Origin of the sequence: Pedobacter sp. UC225_61, assembly GCF_044452285.1 — a bacterium.
Classification (GTDB): Bacteria; Bacteroidota; Bacteroidia; order Sphingobacteriales; family Sphingobacteriaceae; genus Pedobacter.
Map to the genome: position 1 here is coordinate 1,474,892 of NZ_JBIOAL010000001.1, position 18,166 is coordinate 1,493,057.

Sequence of the window (18,166 nt, forward strand, 5' to 3'; positions counted from 1 at the left end):
GTGTTTATCTTTAATTAAGACTTTGGATTTTTATTGCGTTCTTCCCATTGTTTCGCAAAAGATTTTGGTGCAATTTCTGGCATTGAACGGTATTTACCCCAACTCTTTTTAAAGAATTTTTTGAGAAGGAAATTTTTCATTTTACCACTTACCATATCCATTAGTGAACGTTTTTGCATTCCTTTTTTCCATAAACTCCAACCAATTTCTTCAGTTTTAGTATTGATATGTTCGGTGGCTGCATCTCTTCTATTTAAGAGTAGCATTTTGTGAATATCTATTTTAACTGGACATACTTCTGAACATTTCCCGCACAGGCTAGAGGCATAGCTTAAATGTTTAAATTCTTTCATCCCTTTAAAATGAGGGGTGATAATGGAGCCAATTGGCCCACTATATGTTGTGTTATACGTATGGCCGCCAATATTTTTATATACAGGACAAGCGTTTAAACATGCTCCGCAACGAATACAATATAATGCTTGTCTTTGCTCTTTTTGAGCGAGTAGATTGGTGCGTCCATTATCTAAAAGGATAACATACATTTCTTCTGGACCATCTGTTTCATTAGCTTGTCTAGGTCCACTTAAAATAGTATTGTAAACTGTTAAATTTTGCCCAGTACCATGACTTGCTAATAATGGCCAAAATAAATCGAGATCTGCAATGGATGGAATTAATTTCTCGATACCAACTAGTGCAATGTGTATCTTAGGGAAAGTAGTACATAAACGAGCATTACCTTCATTTTCTGTTAGGGCAATGCTACCTGTATCGGCGATTAAAAAATTACCACCAGATATTCCAATATCCGCTTTTAGGTATTTATCTCTTAATAATTCTCTCGCTTTCTGTGTAAGTTGCTGTGGTGTTGCGTCTATTGGTGTTCCAAACTTATCGTGAAATAATTGAGCAATTTCTTCTTTGCTCAAGTGCATTGCTGGTGTGACAATGTGATAAGGTTTTTGACCCAATAGTTGGACTATGTATTCGCCTAAATCGCTTTCTAATGATTCGATTTCGTTTTGCTCTAGAAATTCGTTCAAATGAATTTCCTCTGTAGTCATCGATTTAGATTTGATAACCGTTTTGCCGTTATTTCTTTGAATGATATTTAGGATTTCTTTTTGAGCTTCTGCAACATCATTTGCCCAAATTACTTTACCACCTCTTTTTTGAAAGTTTGCTTCGAACTCTGGTAAAAATTTATCTAAATTCTCCATCACACGCCATTTTACTACGTGTGCTTTTCTTTTTGAAGCTTCTAGATTTTCGAATTTCGACAGACCTCGTTCTACTGCGGTATTGTATTTCCCAATGTTATGATTAATAGTTTTACGATGTGGTAAGTCAAAAGCTTTTTCATCAGCTTTTACCAAGAATTCTTCTGCAGTATTGATCATGTTCAAATATACTAGAAAATGTAAAAGAGAAGACGTAAAATGTAAAATGGATAAGGCAAAAAAAATCCCGATATGTTTAACTTATCGGGATTTAATAAATTTAAATAATCTAGTTTGTAGTTTTAGGAGTGCCGTTTTGATTTTTATCTACAACTGGTCTATTTGCTCTGTTTGCAAGTTCCCAAGCTATGTAATAGGTTAAATGCGCTCTTTTTGCTAAAAGATCAAAATTGATTTTACTCACTTCATCACCTAAACCATGGTAATCTTTACCTAACATACCATCGTAAAAGAAAATGATTGGAATGTTGTTTTTAGCAAAGTTATAGTGGTCAGAACGATAGTAAATTCTTTCAGTATCTTTTGGATCATCATATTTGAAATCCAATTTAAGATTAGTGTATGTGTTGTTTATTTGTTCTTGGATTTGACCAAGTTCTGTACTTAACATAGATGAACCTACTGAGTATACATAGTTTGCACTATCTGCTTTTCCTAAATATTCTTCGCCAATACGACCAATCATATCTGTATTTAAATCTGCAATAGTGTTTGCTAAAGGAAATACAGGATGTTCTGAATACCACTCAGAACCTAATAATCCTTTTTCTTCGCCAACTACTGTCATAAATAGAATGCTTCTTTTAGGGCCTTTACCAGCTTTTTTCGCTTTTGCAAAAGCTTCAGCCATTAATAAAACACCAGTTGTACCCGAACCATCATCATCAGCTCCGTTGTATACTTTATCAGTAGCATTTGGATCGGGATTTAAACCTATATGATCATAATGACCAGTAAGTACTAAAATTTCATTTTTTAATTTAGGGTCAGAACCTTCTAAAAACCCTAAAACGTTTTCTCCACGTTGTGGAGTTTCTACTTTCTTAGCTGTTGCAGCTAATGTTGTTGCCACAGTTGATGAAGATGGTTTCACATTGTCTTTGATTTTTTTAGCTAATTCTTCAACTGTTGTATTGCTAGCTTTCAAGATTTCATTTGCAGTAGCAGGAGAAATAGTTATTGTAACTAATGGATTTGCTCTTTGTGGAGCTGCAGTTGCAGGAGCATCTTTCTTTAGCATAATTCTACCAACTGTTGAAGCGATTTTTGAATATTCTGGTACCTTATCAAAATTCATGTCAACTAATAAAATAGCTTTTGGTTTAGCAGCCATTAAACCAGTCATCATTTTTTGTCTAGCCATCATTGCAGCACGACCTGTAAGTGCAGGTTCGCCTGCTTTAGCAGTTGGGTCGCCAGCAGAGAAAATCATTACAACTTTGCCTTCAGCATTGATACCATCAAAGTCGTTATATCCTTCTTTAGTAATTCCATATCCTGCGAAAACAATTTCACTAGTATTAATATCTAGTCCTGTAGCAGAAACGCTATTGCTAGGAATTACAAAATCTTTGTACAATTGTTTTGCTTTTCCATTGATAGAAAGCGCAGCACCAGAAACATCATTTGTTATTAAGCCAATTTTTTGAAAATATGGATCACCACCATCTTTCACCGGCCCTTTTAAGCCAAAGCTTTGAAATTGTTTTTTGATGTACTCGGCAGCCATCCAAGCTCCCTTTTTACCAGTCTCTCTGCCTTCATACTCATCAGAAGCGATAACTGAAAGATGGCTGTATGCTCTACTCTTATTTATAGTTTCGCTAAATTTAACAGCATCAGGATTTTTCTGAGCTGTAGCACTCAAACTTAGCATTATTGCAAAGCCGGTGTATAGAAATTGTTTTTTCATCAGTTTTATATTGTTTTTATGGTCATGAAACTTTCGTTTCATCAGTTTATAATTATAAGGTTGTTAGCACGATATTTTTTCTACTCTTTTAGCATGTCTACCACCTTCAAAAGCAGTATTTAAAAAAATTGTCACCATTTCTTTTGCTAAATCGGCTGATACAAACCTCGCTGGAATACACAAAATATTGGCATTGTTATGTTGTCTGGCCAAGGCCGCTATTTCCTTTTCCCAACAAATTGCAGCTCGTATTTGCTGATGTTTATTGGCGGTAATAGCGATACCATTCGCACTACCACAAATTAATATACCAAAATCAAATTCCTTGCTTTCAACAGCTAATGCAACAGGATGAGCAAAATCAGCATAATCTACAGAATCTGCAGAGTATGTTCCGAAATCTTTCAGTTCATATGCTGCTAAATAATCTTTTAAAATTTCTTTATACTCGAAGCCAGCATGATCTGATCCAATAGCAATTCTTAATTTATCTTCTGTGGGCATCTTCAAATTTAAATAGAATTATACAGCTTACGCGTAAATTTTTTGTTGCGCTTATTTTACTATAATCCTTAATTTTTATAAAATAATGCTTCGGCTTTTAGTTTTTTCCTTTGGATATTCGCTGAAATCATGATACTCAACTCATACAATAAGAATAAAGGCAGCGCAACAATCATCATTGTAAAAGGATCTGCAGTAGGAGTTACTACTGCCGCAACTATTAAAATCAACACTGCTGCGTATCTTCTATTTTTCCTCATAAATTGTGGTGTCATTACACCAAGTTTAGAAAGGACAAAAATTACAACGGGTAGTTGGAAAATTATTCCAGTACCTAATGTGAGGGTAAGTACAGTTGAAAGGTATGAATCGATAGTAAATGTATTCTGAATGCTTGGATCTACAGTGAAATTGATTAAGAAATTGATAGACCATGGTGCGATGAAGTAATAGCCAAATAACACACCTGATAAAAATAAGATTGATGCAAAAAATACAAAACCTTGCGATGATTTTCTTTCTGTTTCTAACAATGCAGGTTTAATGAACAACCAAATTTCGAATAAAAGATAAGGAACACCTAAAATTAATCCAGCAGTAATACATGAACTCATTTGTAGGGTAAACTGACCAGACATTTCTGTATTGATAATTTTTGCATCAATCTTTGTAATGCAAAAATCTTGTCCAATTGATGGAAACATGGCAGCAATCTTACATCCCATTCTATATGTCCAGAAGCTTGGATCTTTTGGGCCCATAATAATCTTACCCCAAATGAAATCAGAATAATAAAAAGCAACACAGGTAAGTAAAGTTACGACAGCTAGTCCTCTTAATAAGTGCTTACGTAATACATCAATGTGATCAAAAAAAGACATCTCTGCCTCTAAACTTTTTCCTTTATTTTTTATGGATTCAATTAGATCCTTTGCTTTGTTCTCGCTCATTGAAATTAGTTAGTAAACAAAAATACCATTCTTTTGATATAGAATGGTATTTACGATTTAAATCTATGAAAAGATTATATTATTCTGAAAATTCAAAAGTTTCCATAAACTTCGTAGTAAAATTACCAGCTCTAAAGTTAGGGTCTTTCATTAATTGTAAGTGAAAAGGAATAGTTGTTTTTACACCTTCAATTACAAATTCACTTAATGCACGTTCCATTGTACAAATTGCTTCTTCACGTGTTTGTGCCACGCAAATCAGCTTTGCTATCATCGAATCGTAGTTAGAAGGAATTTGATAGCCTGCATATACATGGGTATCAACCCTTACTCCATGACCACCTGGAGAATGAAAATTAGTTATTCTACCTGGTGAAGGTCTGAAATTATTAAATGGATCTTCTGCGTTAATACGACACTCAATCGCATGCATGTTTGGTACATAATTATTTCCCGAAATCGGAATACCAGCAGCAACTTTTATTTGTTCTTTGATTAAATCGAAGTTAATTACCTCTTCAGTTACTGGATGCTCAACTTGGATACGTGTATTCATTTCCATAAAATAGAAATTACGGTGTTTATCCACCAAAAATTCTACTGTTCCAGCACCTTCATAACTAACAGCAAGTGCACCTTTAATTGCCGCTTCACCCATTTTCTCACGTAATTCTGGAGTCATAAATGGAGATGGAGCTTCTTCAACTAGTTTTTGATGACGACGTTGAATTGAACAATCTCTTTCTGATAAGTGGCATGCTTTTCCATATTGATCTCCAATAATTTGGATTTCAATGTGGCGAGGATCTTCAATGTATTTTTCTAAATATAGGCCATCGTTACCAAATGCAGCGCCAGATTCTTGACGAGCACTATCCCAAGCATTTTCAAATTCTTCATCTTTCCAAACAATGCGCATCCCACGACCACCACCACCAGCAGTAGCTTTTAAAATTACAGGATAACCCATTCCTTTGGCAATTTCAATTCCTTCTTTAACGCTTGATAACAAGCCTTCAGAACCTGGAATTGTAGGTACTCCTGCAATTTTCATGGTTTCTTTAGCAGAAGCTTTATCGCCCATGCCATTGATTTGCTCAGGCGTAGCGCCTATAAATTTGATTCCGTAATCGCGGCAAACCGAAGAAAACTTAGCATTTTCAGAAAGGAAACCGTAACCGGGATGGATGGCATCAGCATTAGTTAATTCTGCTGCTGATATGATATTTGGAATACTTAAATAAGAATTTTTACTAGGAGGAGGACCTATACAAACAGCCTCATCGGCAAAACGCACATGTAAACTCTCTCTATCTGCAGTAGAGTAAACAGCAACCGTTTTTATGCCCATTTCTTTACAGGTACGTATAATACGCAAAGCGATTTCGCCCCTGTTGGCAATTAATATTTTTTTAAACATAATTTTTTCCTTTTCGTCATCTCGAATTTATTTCGAGATCTATTAACAGTTGCTGAAAAAATTCAGCAGGACGGATATTAAATAGGTTCTACTAAGAATAATGGTTGATCATATTCAACTGGTGATGCATTATCAACTAATACTTTTACGATACGACCAGCAACTTCACTTTCAATTTCGTTAAATAATTTCATTGCCTCAATAATGCAAACTACTTTACCAACAGCAACCTCATCACCAACATTTGCAAATGAAGGTTTATCAGGGCTAGATGAACGGTAAAATGTACCAATCATTGGAGATTTTATAGTAATGTATTTTGATGTATCCTCAGCTGCTGGAGTACTTGCTGCTTTAGTCTCTGCAGCTTGTGGAACCGCTGCTGCAGGAACAGCGGCTGGTTGTGCAGCAACTGATGCAGGTAAAGCCGCATTTACATAAACCGGCGCTTGGTTAGTTTTAATGGTAATTTTGAAGTTTTCTTGCTCAATAGCAACTTCATTTACCCCCGACCGAGAAACAAATTTAATGAGTTCCTGAATTTGTTTAATATCCATTCTTTTGTTGTTATGTTAAAAAAATTGGTGTCTTATGAATTAACTAAGTTATAGTTTTTTTTGGTTTTTTAATTTTTTGACGTTTGGATTTTTAGAGCTAGTTGCTCTAAAACAACTAACAAACTAATCCATTGATTAACTGCCGTAGGCCCACTTTAAATATACAGATCCCCATGTAAAACCTCCGCCAAATGCTGCTAAAATAAGATTATCTCCTTTTTTGAGTTTACTTTCCCATTCCCATAAGCACAATGGAATTGTTCCGTTGGTAGTATTGCCGTAACGCTCTATGTTGATCATTACTTTATCTGTGCTAACGCCCATTCTTGAAGCAGTTGCATCAATAATACGTTTGTTTGCTTGATGTGGAACTAACCATGCAACATCATCTGAAGTTAAGCTATTACGTTCCATGATTTCTGCAGCTACATCTGCCATATTTGTAACAGCAAATTTAAATACAGCCTGGCCTTCTTGATGAACTACGTGCTCATTATTAGCCACAGTTTCTGCACTAGCAGGACGAGCAGAACCACCTGCTTTTTGACCTAAGTAATTTCTTCCAGAACCATCAGTACGTAAAATAGAATCTTGTACGCCTAATCCTTCTTCATTTGGTTCTAATAAAACAGCACCACATCCATCGCCAAAAATAATACAAGTTGTGCGATCTTGATAATTGATGATAGACGACATTTTATCGCCACCAACTACTAATACTTTTTTATGCTTACCAGATTCTATAAATTGAGATCCTGTTGATAAACCGAAAATAAAACCTGAGCAAGCTGCCTGTAAATCATAGCCCCAAGCATTTTTTGCACCTATTTTATCAGCCAAAATATTTGCAGATGCAGGAAAAGGGAAGTCTGGAGTAGTGGTACAAAAAATAATTAATTCAATTTCCTCTGCACCAATTCCTCTCTTTTTAAGTAATCCGTTTACAGCTTCAACAGCCATGTCAGATGTACCTAAACCTTCTCCTTTTAATATTCTTCGCTCTTTAATGCCTGTTCTTGAAGTTATCCATTCGTCTGATGTATCGACAATGGTTTCCAGCTCTTTATTTGTTAAAATGTAATCTGGAACGTAACCATGAACGGCAGTAATAGCAGCGTGAATTTTGTTCATTTTTATTTGATTTAAATTATTGGAATGCGGCTTGTATTTTTCCAATTAAGTCGGATGTTATCATATCTCTTGATTGGAAAATCATATTTTTTATAGCTTCAGGGCTAGAAATTCCATGACCAATTAATACCGGCGCATTTACTCCTAAAACTGGGCTACCACCATAGTTTTCGTAATTAAAGCGATCAAAGAACTCATCTTTTAATCCTTTTTTAATGGTTAATACATAGAATGATTCTGCAAGTTTAAGCATAACATTTCCAGTAAAACCATCGCATACAATTACATCGGCTTTGTCATTAAATAAATCCCGGCCTTCAACATTACCCACAAAATTAAAAAGCTTTGTTTCTTTCATCAATCGATGACTTGATAAAGCAATCATATTACCTTTCTCGTCTTCTTCGCCAATATTCATTAAGGCAACTTTCGGATTGTTAATTTGCATTACATTCTCAGCATATAAACTGCCTAATACACCAAAATCCATTAAGTTATCTGGTTTGCAATCTGCATTAGCACCAACATCTAATAATAATCCAGTACCACCTTTTAATTTGGGAACAATGGTACATAAACAAGGTCTAGAAATTCCTGCTATTGGTTTCACGCTAAAAACTGCGCCAACTAACATTGCACCAGAATTTCCTGCACTTGCAAAAGAATCTAATTTACCTTCTTTTAATAATTGAAAGCCTACAGCAATACTTGAATTCGGCTTTTGAAGAATAGCCTTTGTGGGATGTTCGCCCATACCAATTACTTCTTCGGTATGTACGTATTCAAAGTGATCGGGGTTGAATCCGGTCTCTTGGAGTAGAGGTTTAATCTGCTGAGTATCTCCAATAAGCACTAAATGCTCATCAGGAGCTAGGGATTGATGAGCTGCTATTGCTCCCAAAACATTCGCTTTGGGAGCATAGTCTCCGCCCATAATATCGAGACCTATTTTCATAGTAAAAAAATCTTTTGTGTTTAAGCTAAATCGCTTTTGTATTCATTCATCTAAGGTAAACTTAAACCAATGTAAAACACAAAAATTTTCTTAGAAAATTAACCTATTGATGTGTTTTCTATAACTAATTTACCGTTGTAGTACAAGTTACCATCAACATTATAAGCATGGTGAGGAACGTGTATAGCACCAGTAGTTTGGCATGTTGCCAAAGAAGGAGCTACAGCTTTATAGTGAGTTCTTCTTTTATCTCTTCTTTGTTTAGAAATCTTGCGTTTTGGATGTGCCATTGTGCTTTATTTAATTATTATTTTAATTTTTTTAATGCTTCCCAACGAGGGTCGTCATTTTGTTCTTCTTCTTTATCTGCTGTTCCGCTTGCCAATTTTTCTAAAGTTGCAATCATTTCTGGATCGCATTTTTGACCTTGACCTGCCTGTTCGCAGTTGTTTATATAAGGTACCGATACATTGATGAATTCGTAAATCATTTCCGAAACATCTAATGCACTTTCCTTTTTGTTTAGCATGATGATCTCTAAATCATCACTTTCTAAATCATCTTCAGCAAATTTTACAATTTGCCCTTCATTAATCTCAATTGGTTGTGAAAACTCAGCTAAACATTTATCACAATTAAGTTGAATTGTGCCCCAAATATGGAAGTGCAAAATCAACATTGTTTCTTGTTTATCTAATTCAACTTCAACTTTAAGTGCCCCATCTTTTACTAAAGAGTACTCAAATGCATCAAAAAAGCTTTTATCAATTTCAAAATCAAATTGATGTTTGCCCAATTTTAAGCCTGTAAACGGGATTGAAAATTGTTTTAATGCCTTCAATTGTAACTAAATTTTAGCCTGCAAAGGTAGAAAATATTTTTATTAAAAGAAATGTTTTTTAGAATTAAAACTTGCTTGTCTTCACAACTTTATCAGGTTTTAATTGTTTTATTGGAAATATATTAGAAATGGAAACACAAGAAAAAATTGATTTGTTAAGAATTATTAACGAACAAGTGAGTTCTTCTATCCTTGGAGGAGAAGAAGCAGATTATACTGCTTTAGAAAATGAGGGTTATATTAAAATTGATAGGAGTTCGGTACAATGGTGGGCTGTTATTACGCCCTTAGGTCGAGCATTTTTGGAAGGGAATTGGTAATATTATTTTTCTGCTAAAACCATTTCTTTATTATTTCTGCTCCATTCACTCCAAGAACCGACGTATAATTTCGGTATTTCTAATCCTGCGTAATCCATTGCCAAAAGCATATGGCAAGCTGTTACACCAGAACCGCAATGCACAATTATAGTTGCTGATTTAGCATCAAATAATGTTTTAGCATATTTTTCCTTTAAAATAGATGGAGCTAAGAAAAAACCTTTTTCATCTAAATTTTCTGTAAAAGGAATATTTATAGCATTTGGAATATGGCCAGCAATTAAATCGATTGGTTCTGTTAACCCTGAAAAGCGATTCGCATCTCTTACATCAACAATGGTTTGATTTTTAGTTTTGCTTGCAATTTCAACTTCATTAATATTTGCTAATGGTAAAACCCAGTTGGTGATCTTATAATTATCTGCAATTTTAGGCTCTTCAACTTTTGAAGTTGTTGGAAAACCAGCTTTAATTGCAGCATTAAATCCACCATTTAAAACTTGGACTTTTTCATGTCCAATTGCTTTTAGCATCCACCAAAAACGAGCTGCTGCGTTACTGCTGTTTTTATCATCGTAAATAATAACATGACTGGTTTTATCAATCCCAAATCTTTTGAGTACGCTAGCAAACTGTTCGAATGTTGGTAATGGATGTCTTCCTCCAACAGCAAAATCATTAATATCTGCTAAATCGGTATTTAAATCAATGTATAATGCGCCCTCTAAATGGTTTTCAACATACCTAGTTTTTGATCCAGCGCTTGCATCAATTAATACGAAATCATTCGAATTTAAGTTAATTAACTCTGTTGGCTGTATAATTGGAATTAGTTGCATTCTTAATTCGCATCATCCTTTACATCACTTGCGGTTTCTATTAATTTTCCGCCAGTGCGTAATTGGTTGCTTAAAAGGTTCTCTTGTTCTCTACGGTGTTTAACTATATGAACAGCGGCAAAAACTGCTTCCATAAAAGAGGTTGGATCGGCCAAATTTTTACCAGCAATATCATATCCAGTTCCATGATCTGGAGATGTGCGCACAAATTTTAAACCTGCAGTATAATTTACTCCCGTACTAAAGGCAATGGTTTTAAAAGGAATTAAACCTTGATCGTGATACATCGCTAAAACTGCATCGAATTGTTTGTAAGTTCCATTTCCAAAAAAACCATCAGCAGGATATGGACCAAAACAAATAATACCCTTATCAAATGCTTCTTGAATAGCTGGTGAAATAATTTCTGCTTCTTCTTTTCCTAATAATCCATTATCACTTGCATGAGGATTTAACCCCAAAACTGCAATTTTTGGCTTTTCAATCCAGAAATCTTTCTTCAAGCTATCGTTTATTAACTGCAGTTTTTTAACAATTTTTTCACGACTAATTGCCGTTGGTACTTCTAAAACAGGAATATGACCAGTCACTACGCCAACGCGTAAAGCTTCACTAATTAAAAACATGAGTACATCGTTGCTTTCGCTGCGCTCTTGTAGATATTCGGTGTGACCAGGAAAACTAAAATTCTCAGATTGAATGTTATTTTTATTAATAGGAGCGGTAACCAAAGCGTCAATTGCACCACTTACTAAATCATCGGTTGCCTTTTGTAAAGATAATAAGGCATATTTTCCGCCAGTTTCATTAGCTACGCCTAAATCAATTTTTACATCTTCTTCCCAGCAATTAATCATGTTTGCTTTGCGTGGATTTGCATCAGCAGCTTTATTGATCACGTTAAAAACGAAATCGCTCATGTGCAATGCTTTTCTATGAAAAGATGCCACTTTTGTATGTCCGTATACGATAGGCGTACAATAATCTAGTATTTTACTTTCGGCCAAAGTTTTTAAAATAACCTCTAAACCAATGCCATTTATATCACCAATACTTATACCTATTTTAACTTTATCACTCATCTGTATTAAAAGAATTTAGCGCAAATTAGCGATTTTGAATTAAACGGTGATAAAAATAATAGAGAAGTTCAATAGTATCATTTGTTCGCTGGCTCATTCGGTATATAGCACAAATGAACTAATGACGAATGAACTGATGAACACATAAAAAACCTTAACTTTGCGACAATGAGTTTAGTAAAAGCGAAAAAGCATTTAGGTCAGCACTTTTTAACCGACAAGAAAATTGCGGAGAAAATTGTAAATGGTCTGATTCATACCGATCAATACCACCAAGTTTTAGAAGTTGGACCAGGAATGGGAATTCTTTCAGATATTTTATTGTCGAGAGAAGATTTGGAAACTTTTTTAATTGATATTGACGTAGAATCGGTAGCTTTTTTAGCTGATAAATATCCCCAGTTGGGAGAACGATTAATTAGTGGAGATTTTTTAAAGCTTGACTTAACTTCAATTTTTCCAGGTAAATTCGCTGTTATAGGCAATTTCCCATATAATATTTCATCTCAAATTTTATTTAAAATTTTAGAACATAAAGATTATGTAGTTGAAATGGTGGGAATGTTTCAAAAGGAAGTTGCCGAACGTTGTGCATCAAAATCTGGGACTAAGGAGTATGGTATTTTAAGTGTGTTGATTCAAGCTTATTATGATATCGAATACCTTTTTACCGTAAAGCCGGGTACATTTAATCCACCGCCAAAGGTAAATTCTGGTGTTATTCGCTTAAGTAGAAATAGTATGGAAACTTTGCCATGTGATGAGAAACTATTTTGGCGTACGGTAAAAGGCGGATTTAATCAGCGCCGTAAAACATTACGTAATGCTTTGTCGGGTACTATTCCTAAAGATAAAATGGACAATCATCCATTTTTTGATAAACGAGCAGAACAATTAAGCGTGGAGGATTTTATTACGTTAACACAACACCTCTGTTTTTTAACAGGCCAATAAGAAATGAGCAAAAGAATTTTAATTATAGACGATCTGCACCCTGTGTTTAAGGAACAAGCAACTGCTTTAGGTTTTGAAGTGGATGATTTACCTTTAATTACAAGAGCTGAAACATTGGCCGTTATAAAAAATTATGTTGGCATCGCTGTGCGGACTAAATTTAGAATTGATAAGGAATTGTTTGATTTAGCTCCGAATTTGAAGTTTGTTGCAAGGGCAGGAGCGGGCTTGGATAATATTGATGAAGCTGTCGCAGCTGAAAGAAATATCCAATTAATTAATGCACCAGAGGGAAATAGAGATGCAGTTGGTGAACATGCCATTGGTCTTTTACTTTCGTTAATGAATAATTTTCACAAAGCAGATTCAGAAATCAGAAACGGAATTTGGGACAGAGAGAATAACCGTGGATACGAGTTAAAAGGCAAAACTGTTGGAATTATTGGTTACGGTTTTATGGGGCAAAGTTTTGCAAAAAAACTTTCTGGGTTCGAAGTAAATGTAATTTCATACGATAAATATAAAACTGGTTTTAGTGATGCTTTTGTTCGTGAAGTAAGCATGGAAGAAATAGTAAAACAAAGCGATGTTTTGAGTTTACATATTCCTTTGACGAAAGAAACCAGGCAAATGGTGAATGAGGAATATTTATATCATTTCAAAAAACCAATCTTTTTTATAAATACAGCTAGGGGTGAACTAGTAAATACATCAGCCGTGTTGAATAAAATAAAAAGCGGTAAAATTTTAGGTGCAGGTTTAGATGTATTAGAAATTGAAAAATTTCCTGCATTGAACGAGCAACATTGGTTTGACGAGCTGAAAAAATCGGGTAAGGTAATTTTAACTCCTCATGTTGGTGGATGGACCTTTGATTCGTATCGTAAAATTTCTGAAGTTTTGGCTCAAAAACTATCGGAAATCAAATTATAAATCCTTAAATTGCTAATAAGAAATAAACATCAAAATATCTTATGGCAAAAGAACATCAATATAAAACTAATTTGGTTTGGGCAGGTAACAAAGGTTCAGGAACAATGGATTATCGCTCATACGACCGCGATTTTGTAGTGTCTATTGAAAATAAAGCACCAATTTCTGGTTCATCAGATTCCGTATTCCTAGGCGACAAAACAAAATACAATCCAGAAGATTTGCTGCTTTCTTCAGTTTCTTCTTGTCATATGTTATGGTATTTGCATTTATGTTCTAAAAATGAAATTGTTGTGATGGAATATAAGGACAATGCGATTGGTATTATGGAAGAAAACTCTGATGGAAGTGGTCAGTTTAAAGAAATTTTATTACAGCCAGAAGTAGTTATCTCTAAAAAGGAGCAAAAAGATTTAGCAAATTCACTTCATGAGGAAGCGAATAAGATGTGTTTCATTGCTAATTCTTTAAATTTTCCTGTTAAGCATACACCAAGCTGTTCGGCAATTAACGAGTAGTCTTCATTTAGAACATAATGACCATAAGAACTTTTTGGGCAATCTTAATTAAAATCTTAGGTATTTGGATTGTTTTTGGCAGTATAACCGTCATCCCTCAATTTTTAACAACGTTATCTGTTTTTCGGTTTAATAATGCAGAGAGTTTTCCTGGAGTTATAATAATTCTTTTGGTAATTACTGTTGCAAGTTACTTCTTCATTTTATGGTTGTTTGTTTTTAAGACCTTTTGGCTTATAGATAAATTGCAATTAAATAAGGGCTTTGTAGAAGAAAAAATTTCGCTTGAAATTAAAGCTTCAACAATTTTGGCTATTTCAATTATTGTTCTTGGCGGTTTAATGCTTGTTGATAGTTTACCAGTATTTTGCAAACAAGTATTTATCTATTTTCAACAGAAAAATGCATTTGGAGATAATCCAACTTCGGCTTGGATTATTTTTTACTTTGTAAAAATCATTATTGGCTATTTACTAATGGCAAACAGTAAGTTGATTGCTAAATTTATAGATAAACAAAGCGGAGAACAAAACGATTCAGTTGAATAACTAATATAAAATAGTTCTTAACAATACGATATGGAAACAAAAGCCGCAGATTTGCAGATTTAAGTTTATTAATCTGCTAATCTGCGGCTATTAATCTTCAAAAATTATTTCCCTTGCCAAGTATTATCGTTAGGAGTAGCATCCATAAAAATGCCATTATCTATAGTAACAGATTTAACCTGTCCTTTGGTAGTAAATTTAGCTAGGAATGATTTTTGGTTTTCCTTCCAAACTGCTGGTGTATAATGTTTAGTTTCAGTTTTTCCATCCTGATAAGTAACAACAAGATCAAAAGGAATTGCAAAACCACCTATGTTTTCAATACCAAATTTATATTCTCCTGCAACTTTTGAAAGTATGCGTCCAATTCTTAAATCCAAATAATTATTGCTGAAAAACCAGTTGTTAAAAAACCAATTTAAGTTTTGTTTAGCGCCGCTGTTCATCGAGTTAAAATAATCCCATGGAATTGGATGTTTGCCATTCCAATTATCCATATAGGTGTGTAAAGCAGTTTTAAATAAATCATCACCTAACATATCTTTTAAAGCTAAGTACGATAAAGATGCTTTTCCATATGAGTTATTTCCATAGCCCGAGCCAGATAGTTGTGTAGACATAGAAATAATAGGCTGATCTTCTTCGGTAGATTTATCTTTAATGTAACTGTTAACTCTAAAAGATTTATAGAATTTATCTGCAGAATCTTTGCCATGTTCGGCAATGCCGATCAAATATTCTAACGTAGTTGCCCAACCTTCATCCATAAATGCATAACGAGTTTCATTTATGCCCATGTAAAATGGAAAGTAGGTATGTGCAATTTCATGATCTTGTACTAATTGTGCGAACGTTGCATCACCAGTTTGTGAATCATTTACCATTCCAGGATATTCCATATCAGCAAAGCCCTGGAAAGCCGTCATTTTAGAGAATGGGTAAGGAACGCCTGGCCAGTTATTAGAAAACCAAGCCAATGCATAATTGTTATTTTTAACAGAGTTGACAAAATCAGTTCCCTTAACATCGTATGCTGCTTGAGTACTTACTCTGCGGTTCGTTTTATTATCTACAACTACACTTCCAGCGTCCCATAAATAAGTGCTACTTAAACCAAAGCAAACATCAACGATGTTGTTTACAGAGAATTTCCACGTATTCCAGTCGTTTTGTAAAGTAACTTTACCGCTTTTCATTTCTTGCTCGTTAGCCACGTGAATTACTTCATCACTGGTGTATGATTTCTTTAATCGAGCCGCAAATTCTGGTTGTAAAACTTCATCAGGATTTAATAAATCGCCTGTGGCATAAACCACAAAGTTTTTAGGCGCTTTTATAGAGAAAACATAATCGTTAAAATCGTTATAAAACTCCTGACGATCCGTATGCGGTACCCTATCCCATCCATTGTAATCATCGTACACAGATACACGTGGATAACTATATGCCACAAACATGGTTGTTGGGTCTATTTGACCTTCACGACCGCTTTCTTTTGATAATGGGTAGTTCCAATCGATATTTAATAACGCTTTTCGGCCAGGTAATAGAGGAGATTTTAACCTTACATCCCCTGTGGTACCCCAACCCTTTGTATTTACATTATATACTTCACCGTTAATCTTTAGAGAGGTGATTGTTAATCCGGCAGATAAAAAGTCTTCGCTCACACCACCGCCTCTTGGTGCAGTTGGTTTATGCAAATTGTTTACAAAACGAATAGTAATTGTTTTTAAAGTATCTCTACTGTTGTTCGAATAATCGATGCTTTCTGTTCCGCTTACAATTTTTGTATCGGTATTAACTGTGATTTCCATGTTATACTTGCCATGGTTTTGCCAGTAATTTTTACCAGGTTTTCCATCCAAAGAACGAGTTCCTTTTTGATAAGCTGCCTTAATATTTCTAGGCATATATAATTCTTGTGCAAACAGTGTAGTTGTACAGGTAAGCACAACTAATGTGAGAATAAATTTTTTCATGTAGGTTCTATTTAAAGCTAAATTAGCGAAAATAATAGTTAGCCTATAATCATCACTTTATTTTTACGAGGGCAATAAGTGTTTTCGAATTGTTTTTTAAATTAAAATATTTGCTTTTGTAAAAATTGCCTTATATCTTCGTTTTAATTCAAAGCAAGACTATGTAGGCTAAAGGCCGATGTAGTCTTGTTTGTTTTTTAGAGGATTTCATAAAAAATAATTAAGTATGTCAGACGTAACTTATTATACCCAAGAAGGTTTAGATAAACTGAAAGAGGAATTACACAAATTAAAAACTGTGGACAGAGCGGCAATATCTAAGGCTATTGCAGAGGCTAGGGATAAAGGTGATTTATCTGAAAACGCAGAGTATGATGCGGCAAAAGAAGCACAAGGTTTACATGAAGCTAAGATTTCTAAAATGGAAGCTACGCTTTCTACCGCTCGCTTAATTGACGAAAGTAAGTTAGACTTGTCAAAAGTTTTGGCTTTATCTATTGTTAAAATTAAAAACATAAAAAATGGTGCAACAATGACTTACCAATTAGTTGCAGAAAGCGAAGCTGATTTAAAAACTGGAAAAATTTCAGTTAAATCTCCAATTGCTCAAGGGTTATTGGGTAAGTCTGTTGGCGACACTACCGAAATTCAAGTGCCTGCTGGTAAAATGGAATTCGAAATATTAGAAATATCAAGATAATCGTATAGCTAAAAACTTTAAGGATGACTATATTTTCAAAAATTGTAAGTGGAGAAATTCCTGCACACGTTGTAGCAGAAACAACCGATTTTATGGCATTTTTAGATGTAAATCCATTAGTGATGGGGCATGTACTGGTTATTCCAAAAAGGGAAATTGATTATATTTTCGATATGGATGATGAGCTTTATGCAGGTTTAACACTTTTTGCAAAGCATGTAGCCAAAGCTGTTAAAGCAGCATTTCCATGTAAAAAAGTTGGTGTAGCCGTTATTGGATTGGAAGTTCCGCATACACACATTCATTTAATACCCATGAATAATGTAAGCGATATGAATTTTGCGAAAGAGAAACTGAAACCAAGTCAAGAAGAACTTGGTAAAGCTGCTGCCAAAATAAAAGCAGTACTATAAAAAAAGCCCCGACAACAAGTCGGGGCTTTTTTATTTTAATTTCTCATTATTCTTATGTCTATCTGCGTCACGCAACGTTTTCTTCTCTAAGTTTTTAGTCAAAGCATCATTTAAATTGATACCTGTTTGGTTGGCAAGACAGATTAAAACAAATAAAACATCAGCCATTTCATCTGCTAAGTTTACTTCTTCGTCACTTTTTTTAAAAGACTGTTCACCATATTTTCTGGACATGATCCGAGCAACTTCACCAACTTCTTCCATCAAAATAGCTGTATTCGTTAGCTCATTAAAATAACGAATTCCAGTAGATTTAATCCATTTATCTACGGTTTCTTGGGCTTGTTCGATGGTCATATTATT

The 18,166-nt window shown here is 34.4% G+C and carries 21 protein-coding genes; 7 read left to right on the forward strand and 14 right to left on the reverse strand.

The window, feature by feature from the left end; genetic code table 11:
- Positions 1-14: 14 nt before the first annotated feature.
- From ACHMWN_RS07060 to ACHMWN_RS07105, 10 genes are all read right to left on the reverse strand, one after another.
- On the reverse strand, positions 15-1,403 hold the full coding sequence (locus ACHMWN_RS07060; protein ID WP_397298989.1) for a LutB/LldF family L-lactate oxidation iron-sulfur protein: 1,389 nt from the start codon (positions 1,401-1,403) through the stop codon (positions 15-17).
- A gap of 109 nt (positions 1,404-1,512) precedes the next feature.
- Positions 1,513-3,156, reverse strand: coding sequence for a M28 family peptidase (locus ACHMWN_RS07065; RefSeq protein WP_397298992.1), 1,644 nt, complete (start codon positions 3,154-3,156; stop codon positions 1,513-1,515).
- A gap of 63 nt (positions 3,157-3,219) precedes the next feature.
- Positions 3,220-3,660 (reverse strand): ribose 5-phosphate isomerase B, encoded by a 441-nt coding sequence (rpiB, locus tag ACHMWN_RS07070; RefSeq protein WP_397298994.1) that lies wholly within the window; start codon positions 3,658-3,660, stop codon positions 3,220-3,222.
- A 68-nt stretch (positions 3,661-3,728) separates the two neighbouring features.
- A complete protein-coding gene (gene tatC / locus ACHMWN_RS07075; protein ID WP_397298997.1) occupies positions 3,729-4,610 on the reverse strand; it encodes a twin-arginine translocase subunit TatC in 882 nt (293 codons plus the stop codon).
- A gap of 79 nt (positions 4,611-4,689) precedes the next feature.
- On the reverse strand, positions 4,690-6,030 hold the full coding sequence (gene accC / locus ACHMWN_RS07080; protein ID WP_397299000.1) for an acetyl-CoA carboxylase biotin carboxylase subunit: 1,341 nt from the start codon (positions 6,028-6,030) through the stop codon (positions 4,690-4,692).
- A 77-nt stretch (positions 6,031-6,107) separates the two neighbouring features.
- Positions 6,108-6,587 carry an acetyl-CoA carboxylase biotin carboxyl carrier protein gene (accB, locus tag ACHMWN_RS07085; protein ID WP_397299002.1) on the reverse strand — a complete coding sequence of 160 codons (480 nt, stop codon included), beginning with the start codon at positions 6,585-6,587 and terminating at the stop codon, positions 6,108-6,110.
- 135 nt (positions 6,588-6,722) lie between these two features.
- Positions 6,723-7,718: a beta-ketoacyl-ACP synthase III gene (locus tag ACHMWN_RS07090; RefSeq protein WP_397299004.1), complete on the reverse strand. Its 996-nt coding sequence runs from the start codon at positions 7,716-7,718 to the stop codon at positions 6,723-6,725.
- Positions 7,719-7,734: 16 nt separating this feature from the next.
- Positions 7,735-8,673 carry a phosphate acyltransferase PlsX gene (gene plsX, locus ACHMWN_RS07095; RefSeq protein ID WP_397299007.1) on the reverse strand — a complete coding sequence of 313 codons (939 nt, stop codon included), beginning with the start codon at positions 8,671-8,673 and terminating at the stop codon, positions 7,735-7,737.
- Between the two features lie 98 nt (positions 8,674-8,771).
- On the reverse strand, positions 8,772-8,963 hold the full coding sequence (gene rpmF, locus ACHMWN_RS07100; protein WP_173272963.1) for a 50S ribosomal protein L32: 192 nt from the start codon (positions 8,961-8,963) through the stop codon (positions 8,772-8,774).
- 17 nt (positions 8,964-8,980) lie between these two features.
- Positions 8,981-9,514, reverse strand: a complete 534-nt coding sequence (locus tag ACHMWN_RS07105) for a YceD family protein (RefSeq protein ID WP_397299010.1) — start codon at positions 9,512-9,514, stop codon at positions 8,981-8,983.
- A gap of 128 nt (positions 9,515-9,642) precedes the next feature.
- On the opposite strand from ACHMWN_RS07105, the gene ACHMWN_RS07110 reads away from it, so the two are divergent.
- Complete coding sequence (locus ACHMWN_RS07110; protein ID WP_397299012.1) at positions 9,643-9,834, forward strand: hypothetical protein; 192 nt, start codon at positions 9,643-9,645, stop codon at positions 9,832-9,834.
- A gap of 2 nt (positions 9,835-9,836) precedes the next feature.
- Here ACHMWN_RS07110 and ACHMWN_RS07115 read toward each other — a convergent pair whose 3' ends face one another.
- Positions 9,837-10,673, reverse strand: coding sequence for a sulfurtransferase (locus ACHMWN_RS07115; protein ID WP_397299015.1), 837 nt, complete (start codon positions 10,671-10,673; stop codon positions 9,837-9,839).
- 2 nt (positions 10,674-10,675) lie between these two features.
- The gene (gene pdxA / locus ACHMWN_RS07120) at positions 10,676-11,755 is read right to left on the reverse strand and encodes a 4-hydroxythreonine-4-phosphate dehydrogenase PdxA (protein WP_397299017.1); all 1,080 of its coding nucleotides are present in this window, start codon (positions 11,753-11,755) and stop codon (positions 10,676-10,678) included.
- A 168-nt stretch (positions 11,756-11,923) separates the two neighbouring features.
- Between pdxA and rsmA the strand changes: the two genes are divergently transcribed.
- From rsmA to ACHMWN_RS07140, 4 genes are read left to right on the forward strand one after another with little or no spacing between them, the layout of a single operon-like run.
- Complete coding sequence (gene rsmA, locus ACHMWN_RS07125; RefSeq protein ID WP_397299020.1) at positions 11,924-12,709, forward strand: 16S rRNA (adenine(1518)-N(6)/adenine(1519)-N(6))-dimethyltransferase RsmA; 786 nt, start codon at positions 11,924-11,926, stop codon at positions 12,707-12,709.
- Positions 12,710-12,712: 3 nt separating this feature from the next.
- A complete protein-coding gene (locus ACHMWN_RS07130; RefSeq protein WP_397299021.1) occupies positions 12,713-13,642 on the forward strand; it encodes a 2-hydroxyacid dehydrogenase in 930 nt (309 codons plus the stop codon).
- A 41-nt stretch (positions 13,643-13,683) separates the two neighbouring features.
- Entirely contained in the window at positions 13,684-14,160 is a 477-nt protein-coding gene (locus ACHMWN_RS07135; protein WP_372817836.1) for an OsmC family protein, read from the forward strand.
- A 17-nt stretch (positions 14,161-14,177) separates the two neighbouring features.
- Entirely contained in the window at positions 14,178-14,708 is a 531-nt protein-coding gene (locus ACHMWN_RS07140; RefSeq protein ID WP_397299024.1) for a hypothetical protein, read from the forward strand.
- 104 nt (positions 14,709-14,812) lie between these two features.
- Here the strand turns inward: ACHMWN_RS07140 and ACHMWN_RS07145 are convergent, their stop codons facing one another.
- Positions 14,813-16,690, reverse strand: coding sequence for a M1 family metallopeptidase (locus tag ACHMWN_RS07145; RefSeq protein ID WP_397299027.1), 1,878 nt, complete (start codon positions 16,688-16,690; stop codon positions 14,813-14,815).
- A gap of 226 nt (positions 16,691-16,916) precedes the next feature.
- Between ACHMWN_RS07145 and greA the strand changes: the two genes are divergently transcribed.
- Together greA and ACHMWN_RS07155 are read left to right on the forward strand one after the other, a co-directional pair.
- On the forward strand, positions 16,917-17,390 hold the full coding sequence (gene greA / locus ACHMWN_RS07150; protein ID WP_372817840.1) for a transcription elongation factor GreA: 474 nt from the start codon (positions 16,917-16,919) through the stop codon (positions 17,388-17,390).
- A 23-nt stretch (positions 17,391-17,413) separates the two neighbouring features.
- Entirely contained in the window at positions 17,414-17,803 is a 390-nt protein-coding gene (locus ACHMWN_RS07155) for an HIT family protein (RefSeq protein ID WP_397299028.1), read from the forward strand.
- Between the two features lie 30 nt (positions 17,804-17,833).
- Here the strand turns inward: ACHMWN_RS07155 and ACHMWN_RS07160 are convergent, their stop codons facing one another.
- On the reverse strand, positions 17,834-18,160 hold the full coding sequence (locus ACHMWN_RS07160; RefSeq protein ID WP_397299030.1) for a nucleotide pyrophosphohydrolase: 327 nt from the start codon (positions 18,158-18,160) through the stop codon (positions 17,834-17,836).
- Positions 18,161-18,166 lie beyond the last annotated feature (6 nt).